Raw genomic sequence first — 9,230 nt, 5'->3', positions numbered from 1 at the left:
TCTGAAGACTTCAGCTGCGGCAGTTGTTCGCTTTCACCGGCCATGGCTTCCTTCGCTTAAACTTCAATCAGCTTGATACGCTGCGGATCGTTCACACCCAGTGCATGCGTCGCATCGGCAGCAGTGGCAATGTAGCGAGGCGGCCGCCCGGCGGCTTCCAGCGTTTTCAGCCCGACTTCGGCGCGTTTCTTATCGAGGATTCCCCATGCGATTTGGTCCATTGCGACGCGATCTTCGCCGACGATCAGGGCATTCGGCTGCCACAGATGCTCGGGCCTGAACCCGGGGCCGCCTTCATATACAGAGGTCATCGCATCGCCAATGGTCAGCTTGATCTTCTGCCGGATTACCGGAAATGCGTTGAGATCGGCGACGCCCGGATTGCAACCGCCGCCGTGCAGATCCTGCGGGCGCTCGACCACGCCGTACATGTTCTTCATGGCGAAGGTAACGCCGGACATGCTGTGATCCTTGAGAATGGGAAGGTTGATGACCATCGCACATTCGCTCGTCAGGATCTTTGAGAAGCGCGCATGGGATGATCCCCATTTCTCCACCACGTCATCAAATCCTGAGACGTCTGAACCGAAGCAGCGAACGCGGCTGGGATCGGTGCTGATCGTTAGTCCGCATGCCTGCAGATCGCGGGCATTGCGATCCCAGATGAGAATGTTGCCGGGCTTCACGCCGGCGGCCTGCAGACGTTCTGCGATCGCATAGACAAGCACCGCATGCGTTGAAATGCCCTTGCCTCCAAGTCCATTTGTCTTGAGCCCGATCACCTTGTCCTTGGCGCCGCCTTCGAGAACAATGCGCTTCCATGCATCCACTGGCTTCGCACGGCCGGTGTAAGCTGTAATCGCCCGGTCCAGTAGTTCGCCTACACGTTTTTCATCCAGCTTCCCATCGGGTCCGTGCAATGCTGGATCGCGTGCAATCACCACTGTCGCTTTATCTTTATCTGTCTGCGGCTCCAGCGTGCGAGTCAATCCAAGACCGCTCTCTGCGCCCAGGATCACTGCTCCCGTAGCTGCGCCCTTCAGAAAATCGCGGCGGCTCTTCATTGCGTTCCTCCCGAGTGTGCGTGCGGCCTTCTCTCGCCGTACTGGTTTACAGGTTTGCCTCGACACCATGCGCCAGCGCCATCAGCGCCTGCGGAGTAGATGCGGATGATTCGTATGCAACGATGCGCACCAGGTAGCGCCCTTTGCGGAAGTTCACACTCTGCGCATATTGCAGTCCCTCGTCGCCGAGAGCAACGCTCTGCGCGTCCTTCGTCTGTCCGCGTTCGAGGATGGTTTGCGCACCATCGGGTCCGCTCATGGTGTACACGTCGACCACAGCCTCGAGTTGTCCCTGGTACTTGTAGTCGGAGGTGGCAGTCGAAACCACCCCGGCCTGAATGTACTGTTCAGAATCCCCGTCGATGTACTGCCAAAGATCCTTAGGCTCAAAGGTTCGCGTTTCGCTGGATTTCTCCCAGCCCGCAACCGCCCCTGACGCCGGGAAAGAATTCGCAGTCTTCTTCCTGCATCCGGAGACGCTGGCACTTGCCAGCAAGACAATCACCAAGGGTCCAACCAAAAACGAATTCAAATGCTTCATAACTATTCAGCCCCTTCTAACTTCTGTTCAGCAGGATCTGGCTGCTGGGTGAGCGGCTCTCACCTATGCTGGTGACGTAGACAGCCGGGTGTTCCTGCAGCGGGCATGCGTACTCACATGCGCCGCACCCGACGCATCGGCTGGGATCGACACGCGGCTGCTTCACGGTCTTCGTGTTCCCGGCCGAGTCGACCACTTGAGCTTCTTCAACGTAGATAGCTTTCGGCGAAACCGGGCACCACTCTTCGCAGACGATGCAATCGGTCGCGAGCGCCCACGGCAGGCAGCGGCCACGGTCGTAGAACGCAGTGCCCAGGCGAACTGGTTGATTCTGCCGGCCGCCCACGCCTACAACCCAGCCCTTATCCTTCGGAGTGATTTGCCAGATGGCGCCTGTGGGGCATACCTCGGAACAAAGAACGCAACTGGGTTCGCAGTAGCCGATGCGCGGAACCAGCGTGGGAGTCCAAAGGCCTTCGAGACCGGCTTCAGTCAACGTGGGTTGGAGCGAATTGTTCGGGCAGACCTTCATGCACTCGCCACAGCGGATGCAGCGCGAAAGAAAGTCCGTTTCATCGACAGCGCCCGGTGGCCGCAGCAGCCTGTCGTGCCGGCTTTTGCCGAGTCCTGTGTTGGCACGCATCAGGGGAACGGCGGCCGCTCCGACGGCCAAGCCAGTCAGGGTGCGGCGGCGGCCAAGGTCAGGCGACGCAACTTCGTGTTCCTTGCGGAAGAACTGAAACTGCAAGCTTCCATGTGGACAACTACCCACACAGTTCATGCACATCAGGCACTCTGACTTGCGCCACGGTGCTCCGCCAATGGGGTCATCGCCGCCCTGGCAGTTCAACAGGCAGCGGCTGCACTTATCGCATGTCGAAGCGTCCTTGTGGAGACCGAGAATTGACCAGCGTGACACTGCGCCCAGCAGTGCACCGAGGGGGCAAAGAGAACGGCACCAGAAGCGTGTGACGCGCATGCTGGCCCACAGGATTATGAGGAACAACAAGCCCAGCACAAGACTCTGTGCGAAGTGAGCCTGGCGGAAGTCGAGAATAGTGGCCTGGAAGATCGTGTGCAACGATTCGCCGGTTATCCGGATTGTGGAGACGTGACTGTGCTCCATCGGCACAAGGATTGCCCGCGTGGCGAAGTTGAATGCCGGCAGCAACGCCAGCCCTGCTGAGCGAACCAGCAAGCTGAACGGGTCAAGCGTGCCGATCACCATGGAACCGAAAAAAGCGGCCACCAGGCCCGCGATCAGCACAACATATTTGATCGTCTGCCAACGCTTGTAACGATTCGATTCGATCCGTTGCTTGCCCCGCTTGCCTTCGGAGTGCATGTTGCCAACGAAGTGTTGCAGCGTTCCCATGGGACAGATCCAGCCACAAAAGAAGCGCCCGAGAAAAAGTGTCGGCAGCAGAATCACGAGGCTCCAAAGGAGGCCGCGATACAAGGCATGCGTAGCAAGCGCGTTGGTGATTGCAACCAGCGGATCGAGCACGAAAAACATGCGCACCGGCGCGCGCATATGGATGTCGCCCGAACTCGCCGAAGCGGGACGCATCGATGTGAAGATCAGAAGCGCAAGAAACACGAGCAGAAAGAAGATCTGTGAGATCCTGCGCAACAGCGGCAATCTGGAATGCGCCACGAACTTCCCCTATGCGCCGGTGAGCGATTATGCCAACGGGCAACTGCGCCAACGGCGTCTGCGCCGGTGGCGCGTCCAGCAAGCTGGCGATCGCGCCGGGCGGGCGAACGAGACTACATAGGAATCATTGGCGTACAGGGTTTCGTCGCACAGTGATAGTCATCACTTTGAGCGGATTCAAGCTCAGCCAGTTGCAACAAATGACGGGAAATATGCAAAGAATTGAACTTGCGAACTAAATAGCTCGTTTAGTTCGCGCTCTAATCCATGTGATTGATAAGGGAGGCGATGCAGGCTGCGCCGAACCCGTTGTCGATGTTGACCACCGACACATTGGGTGAACAGGTGTTCAGCATGCCCAGCAGTGCCGCAACCCCGCCGAACGATGCGCCATAGCCAATGCTGGTGGGCACAGCCAGCACCGGCGCATTCACCAGTCCTGCCACTACGGTTGGCAGCGCGCCTTCCATTCCGGCGCAGACGATAAGCACTCGCGCAGTTTGGAGGGATTGTTTCTGCGCCAGCAGCCGGTGAATTCCGGCGACACCCACATCGGCGATCAACTCCGTGGTGTTTCCCATCAGGCGCGTAGTCACAGCGGCTTCTTCGGCGACCGGCAAATCGCTTGTGCCGGCGCAAACCACGCAAATGGTTCCGCGGCCGACGGGGGCCCTGGTCTGCTCCAGCGTGATGGCGCGCGCTGTCTCATGGTACGTCGCGCGCGGCTCGGCCTTGAGTACCCCATCGAAGCACTCCCGCGATGCGCGCGTGGCCAGCACGTTGCCCCCCGCTTTGGCCATGTGCATGAAGATTCGTGCCACCTGGTCAGAGGTCTTGCCGGCAGCAAAGATCACCTCGGGCATTCCTGTGCGCAGCGCCCGGTGATGATCGAGCTTGGCAAAGCCCAGGTCTTCAAAGGGAAGATCCTTGAGTCGCTCAAGTGCGTCGGGAACGGAAGTACGTTTCGCTTCGACTTCCCGGAGCAGCGCTTCAATTTGCGAGCGATCCATCAGCGTTCCTCCTCGATGCGGGCGGCAAACATCCGCTTTGCTTGTTCAGTCACCTGTTTGAGCGGAACGGAACGCGCGGCCGCGATCCGGCGACAATCTTCATACTCCGGAGCGGCATTTGCAATTTCACCGGAAGGCCACCGCGCAATTTTCATGCGAACCGGACCCCAGTCCGTTTGCACTTCCTTGAACTCACGCGCCAACGATACCTTGTTTTCGATGCGCCAATGCATGCCGATCGTAGTGGTCTCGCGGAACACGAGATCGCGCAAAGCAGGAACCTTATCGGGATGACACAGCACCGTCAACTGCACGCCTGTGCGGCCCTTCTTCATCTGCACGGGAATGCGGTACACGTCCCACGCGCCGGCTTCGAGCAGGATCTCGCTTACATAGGCGATCAACTGCGGGCTTGAATCGTCGATCACTGTTTCCAGGATCGCGATAGGTTCGGTAGCAGAGTGCTGGTCAGCCTCTTCGCCCACCAGCAGACGCAGCAGGTTGGGCTGGCCGGGTGTATCGCGGCCACCGGCCCCGTATCCCGAGGCTGAGACGCGCATCGTCGGCAGCGACGCATACTCCACATTAAGCATGCGGAGAATCGCGGCGCTCGTGGGCGTCACGCGTTCCATTGGCGGACCGGCTGCATATACCGGCGCGTCCCCCAGCAGGGCCAATGTGGCTGGCGCTGGCACCGGCAAAGTCCCGTGGGCGCATTCCACAGTTCCGCTCCCAACGTTCAGTGGCGATGCCAGCCAGCGATCGACGCCCAGGTGCGCACATCCAACCGCGCTGCAGACAATATCGATAATCGTGTCGACCGCGCCCACTTCGTGGAAATGCACCTTCTCGACGGGCATGGAATGAATCCGAGCCTCCGCCTCGCCAAGCAACTGAAACGCGTGACTTGCATGCGCCTTCACCGCATCGGAGATTGGCGCTTGATCAATAATTCCGAGGATGGTGGAAAGGGATCGATGAGGCTGATGCACGTGCTCATGCTCGTGATCGTGCGTGTGAACCGTCCCATCCGCATGCCGGTGCTCGTGGGAATGCGTGTGTCCAGAGCCATGCTCATCTGCGTGCGAATGCGAATGCGCCGGCTCCGCATGAACGTGCTCGTGAAAATGGCCCGCTTCGCCATGCGCATGATCGTGTGCGGCTGGACCATCGTTCTCAATGATGACGTCTACCTTGGTCCCTGCCAGCCCGCCGCGGCTCACCTTGCGCATCTCCAGGTGGGCGCCCACATTCAGCGCGGTGGTTGCCTCTTCAAGCAGCGCAAAGGGCACGCCCGCATCCACAAGCGCGCCCAGCAGCATGTCGCCGCTGATGCCGGAGAAGCACTCCAAATAGCCGATTCGCATGGAAATGAAATTGTACCTATGCGCCGCGCCGCATCAGCACTTCTGCCGGCAGCAATGCGTTCAACGACCCGGAACGAAAACCTGTGCAATCGAGAGTCACGTACTGAAAACCCGCTTTTCGCAGCTCAGTTGAAATCTTATCCATCATCTCTATCGAGAGAGCACGCGCCAGTTCGGTCCGCGCAATCTCCACACGTGCCAATTCTCCGTGATGGCGAACGCGAAACTCGCGAAATCCCAACTGCCGCAGGCTTTCTTCGCCGCGCTCCACCTGCTCCAGCACTTCGCGGGTCACGGTGCGGCCATACTCCACGCGGGACGAAAGACATGGCGCAGCGGGGCGATCCCAAAGCGTGTAGCCTGCATCTTTCGCCAGCGTTCGAATCTCCTGTTTTGTAAGCCCGAGTTCGGCAAGAGGCGCCAGCACCTCGTGCTCTTCGGCGGCACGCTGGCCAGGGCGGTAGTCGCGGCGGTCGTCGGCGTTCATGCCGTAGGCGATCTGTGCGAATCCCAGCTCAGCGCCCAGCTTCTTCATGCCTTCAAACAGCTCTGTCTTGCAGTGGAAGCACCGGTTCGCGTCGTTGCGCTGATACTCCGGCTTGTCCAGCTCTTCGGTTTGAATCACCCGAAGCGAAATGCCTTGAGCCTCGGCGAACGCCTGGGCCTGCTCCAAATCGCGGCGGGCAAGGCTGGGCGAGTCGGCCAGTACCGCCAGCATCCGGTCCCCCAAAACCCGGTGCGCGGTTGCCGCCAGGAAGGCCGAGTCCACGCCACCCGAATAGGCAACCATCACGCTGCCGAGCGCTCGAAGCCGATTTTCGAGTGCGCGCAGCTTCGCCGCTGTCTCCGCGGAATCGAGCGTGATGTCCGGCGTTGTCGACACAGTGCGATTATACCTTTCACGTTGGATGCGGCGATGCCCCCGTGCGTATGCCGCGACGCCTCTCAACTCTTTGAGCGGCTTCAATCTGTGGGCCGATGGCCGACCAAACCTGGATGCTGTATACTCCGGGACGATTCCAATTTCAGAGGAGACTCCATCATGCGTTTTCACACAATCATGAAATTCGCGGGCGCTTCCGTGTTGGGTTTGGCCGTGATGGCTTCGCCTGTCCGGACATTGGCCCAGGGCGGCGATACGGTTCTCAAGCCAGCCGACACGCAAAAGCTGCTTCCGGCTAGCGTGTATTACAAGGCCCAGTCCGCGCCTACACAGCTTCGAAACTCCGCCGGCATCAAGTTCGCTGACGGCTACTATCTGCTGGCGACGATGGTCGACACGAGCGGTTATTCGAGCGATGTGGCTTCGAAGTACCAGGCGTACTTCATCACCGAAGTTCCGCTTAAGTTAGGCAGCGACAACCTGCCCGCGGGTGTCTACGGTGTGGGTTTTGTCGCGGACAAGTTTGTGATCACCGATGTGGGCGCGCACGACATCTTCTCCGTGGGTACGTCCACCGACCAGGCTCTGAAGCGGCCGATGCCATTGCAGATCATGGCTGACCCGGCGGGCGGCTTCCGGCTCTATGCGGGGCGCAAGTTTGTGAAGTTTACCCGGTAGGTTTCAAGTCGTCGGGCGAGTGTGTGAGAACGCGGGCCGTGAGGTTCGCGTTTTCATTTTGGGGGACACAAAAATACGTGCGCGCGAGGTCAAGTCTTTCCTGCCTCGATTCTTTTCAACCGCCTGAATCTAAAGCGAAAAGACCTGCTCCCGACTTGCAGGTAATTTCCTGCCCATGGACCACAATGAAGTTGTGTCAGATCATTGCCATCGATGGCTCCAGCGTTGACTCGCGTAGCTCACAGGTTCAGAGCTCAGAACACAATCAAAATGGGAGCTGCTGCCTGAAGATGCCAAAAGTCGACCAAATCCTTGCGCATGACGTCCTAAGTCCTTTCTTCAGACAATTCTGCGCGTAACGTTAACCGGCAGAGGACTCTAGCGCCATTAGCCTGCTGTAGCTCGCTGAAAAAAAAGAACTTCTCTGCAGAGTATGGGTGGGGGGTCCCCTGCCGCAACCGTTTGGTTGCATATTACTCCGCAATAGGCGCTCGACCAGAAGCAGACCATCGGTGTGCTGAGCAACCGCATGCGGAAACTGGCCCCCGTGCATCGCGGATCCATCGCATGAGAGTGTCTGCGAACGCGCTTTCTGGCTCCATAGCGGGGCCGCGCCGCGTGGGCTCGCGAAGGTCTCATCCCGCGGCGATACTCACGTAATGTTCGGATGCAGATGCTGGATGGGTACAATCGTGGAACTCTTCAGGCTCGGGTATTTTCAAGATTTGCCAAATACTCGGACACCAGTACACGGATGCCGGGACACGGACCCGCGCGATTTGTGTGCCAACGAAAGATTTGCGTGATCCGAATTCGGTTTATGGGAGCCTGCCGAGCCCGCTGTTTCATACGAGAGATGAAAGGACCAGGAACCTATGGGGACGTCCACGCAGTCAGCCAATTCCAACTCTGTTGAACCATCGACCTCATCCCTCCCCGAGATCCCCGCGCCCCGCGTGATCTCCTCCGGAGCGAATCAGTACTCCATGATTGGAAAGTCGATCATGATCAAGGGCGAGATTGTGGCTTCCGATCCCGTTTACGTGTATGGAATCGTCGAAGGCTCGATCAACGCGCCGGAGCACCGGGTCACCATCGGGAAAGAGGGCAGAGTGAAGGCCGACATCTCTGCGCGCGAGGTCGTGATCATGGGCGACGTTTGCGGCAACCTCGAAGGCGGCGAGCGCGTCGAGATTCGCAGCGACGGTTCCCTCATTGGAAATCTGGCAACGCGTCGCATCTATATAGAAGAGGGTGCAGTTCTGAGTGGTTCCGTCGACGTGCACAAGCCCAGCAAGAAAGAGAGAGCCGAGGCGCGCGAGGATCTACATGCGGACAACGGGCAGGAAGAAGCGGAACTCGAGCGCGGGAGCGTGGTGAGCTTCCCGGTGACGGAACTGGCCGAGGAGATTGCGTCGTAGGGGCGGAAGAAGAGCAACTGCAGATTCCTCCGCTCGCTGCGCTTAGTCGGAATGACAGGGTCTTTGGATGGTGAAAAAGCAGAACGCGGACCTTGCGGTCCGCGTTCTTTTCTTCGAAATTATTTCTTGTTGATCTTCGACACGCGGCCCAGAGGGTGACCCGAGCCGTGCCCTTTCAGGGACGTTATGCCTTGGCGAGGACGGGGGTTGCTGTTCCCAGCTTCTCTGCCAGCATCTCATGTGCGTGGGCGAAGAACTCATCCTTTGAGATCTTGCCTGCGTCCACTTCTGCCAGGAGCGCCTTCTGTGCGATGTATTCCTTGTTGATGACGCCGGCTTTGGACTGCAGCATGCGCCACGACTTGCGACGTTCTACGCAGAACATGACTAGCTGGCGGGAGAGGGCGCGGTACTCGATTTTTCCGTTCTCTTCGTACTTGATGGAGACGCCGAAGTCGGGAATGAAGGAGCGGTGCGACGGGTCGAGGTAGCGGCGATAGACCACATCCTGCTGCGTGATGCGCACCAGCATGTTGTCGAGATGGAGGAGCTTTTCCGCCGCCTCGGGCTTGATCTTCTTCAAGTGATTGCGGAAGCGGGCTTCAGTGG

The 9,230-nt window shown here is 59.0% G+C and carries 9 protein-coding genes; 2 read left to right on the top strand and 7 right to left on the bottom strand.

The genetic code is table 11. The annotated features are described in order from the left end of the window. Positions 1-56 precede the first annotated feature (56 nt). The 6 genes from WA354_RS11040 to larE form a co-directional block, all read right to left on the bottom strand. Entirely contained in the window at positions 57-1,064 is a 1,008-nt protein-coding gene (locus tag WA354_RS11040; RefSeq protein WP_472813065.1) for a DUF362 domain-containing protein, read from the bottom strand. Between the two features lie 46 nt (positions 1,065-1,110). Beyond that, on the bottom strand, positions 1,111-1,605 hold the full coding sequence (locus tag WA354_RS11035; protein WP_472813064.1) for a DUF6599 family protein: 495 nt from the start codon (positions 1,603-1,605) through the stop codon (positions 1,111-1,113). A gap of 16 nt (positions 1,606-1,621) precedes the next feature. Continuing rightward, on the bottom strand, positions 1,622-3,262 hold the full coding sequence (locus WA354_RS11030) for a 4Fe-4S binding protein (RefSeq protein ID WP_472813063.1): 1,641 nt from the start codon (positions 3,260-3,262) through the stop codon (positions 1,622-1,624). A 260-nt stretch (positions 3,263-3,522) separates the two neighbouring features. Continuing rightward, positions 3,523-4,272: a nickel pincer cofactor biosynthesis protein LarB gene (gene larB / locus WA354_RS11025; RefSeq protein ID WP_472813062.1), complete on the bottom strand. Its 750-nt coding sequence runs from the start codon at positions 4,270-4,272 to the stop codon at positions 3,523-3,525. Then, a complete protein-coding gene (larC, locus tag WA354_RS11020; RefSeq protein ID WP_472813061.1) occupies positions 4,272-5,639 on the bottom strand; it encodes a nickel pincer cofactor biosynthesis protein LarC in 1,368 nt (455 codons plus the stop codon). Before larC ends, larB begins: the two co-directional genes overlap by 1 nt. A gap of 16 nt (positions 5,640-5,655) precedes the next feature. Next, positions 5,656-6,522 (bottom strand): ATP-dependent sacrificial sulfur transferase LarE, encoded by an 867-nt coding sequence (larE, locus tag WA354_RS11015; protein ID WP_472813060.1) that lies wholly within the window; start codon positions 6,520-6,522, stop codon positions 5,656-5,658. A gap of 159 nt (positions 6,523-6,681) precedes the next feature. Between larE and WA354_RS11010 the strand changes: the two genes are divergently transcribed. After that, a complete protein-coding gene (locus tag WA354_RS11010) occupies positions 6,682-7,200 on the top strand; it encodes a hypothetical protein (protein WP_472813059.1) in 519 nt (172 codons plus the stop codon). 875 nt (positions 7,201-8,075) lie between these two features. Next, entirely contained in the window at positions 8,076-8,621 is a 546-nt protein-coding gene (locus WA354_RS11005; RefSeq protein ID WP_472813058.1) for a bactofilin family protein, read from the top strand. 184 nt (positions 8,622-8,805) lie between these two features. Here the strand turns inward: WA354_RS11005 and WA354_RS11000 are convergent. Next, positions 8,806-9,230: hypothetical protein (locus WA354_RS11000; RefSeq protein ID WP_472813057.1), on the bottom strand; the 425-nt coding region annotated here is incomplete at its 5' end.

The organism is Occallatibacter sp. (assembly GCF_049802275.1).
In the GTDB taxonomy this organism is placed as follows: domain Bacteria; phylum Acidobacteriota; class Terriglobia; order Terriglobales; family Acidobacteriaceae; genus Telmatobacter.
The sequence above is the reverse complement of the archived record's forward strand: the minus strand, read 5'-3'. Positions and strand labels throughout refer to the sequence as shown.

Excerpts from the sequence above, each read along its gene's own strand:
- WA354_RS11005 (WP_472813058.1), top strand. The coding sequence starts at position 8,076 with ATGGGGACGTCCACGCAGTCAGCCAATTCCAACTCTGTTGAACCATCG.
- WA354_RS11035 (WP_472813064.1), bottom strand. The coding sequence starts at position 1,605 with ATGAAGCATTTGAATTCGTTTTTGGTTGGACCCTTGGTGATTGTCTTG.
- WA354_RS11040 (WP_472813065.1), bottom strand. The coding sequence starts at position 1,064 with ATGAAGAGCCGCCGCGATTTTCTGAAGGGCGCAGCTACGGGAGCAGTG.
- WA354_RS11010 (WP_472813059.1), top strand. The coding sequence starts at position 6,682 with ATGCGTTTTCACACAATCATGAAATTCGCGGGCGCTTCCGTGTTGGGT.
- larC (WP_472813061.1), bottom strand. The coding sequence starts at position 5,639 with ATGCGAATCGGCTATTTGGAGTGCTTCTCCGGCATCAGCGGCGACATG.
- larB (WP_472813062.1), bottom strand. The coding sequence starts at position 4,272 with ATGGATCGCTCGCAAATTGAAGCGCTGCTCCGGGAAGTCGAAGCGAAA.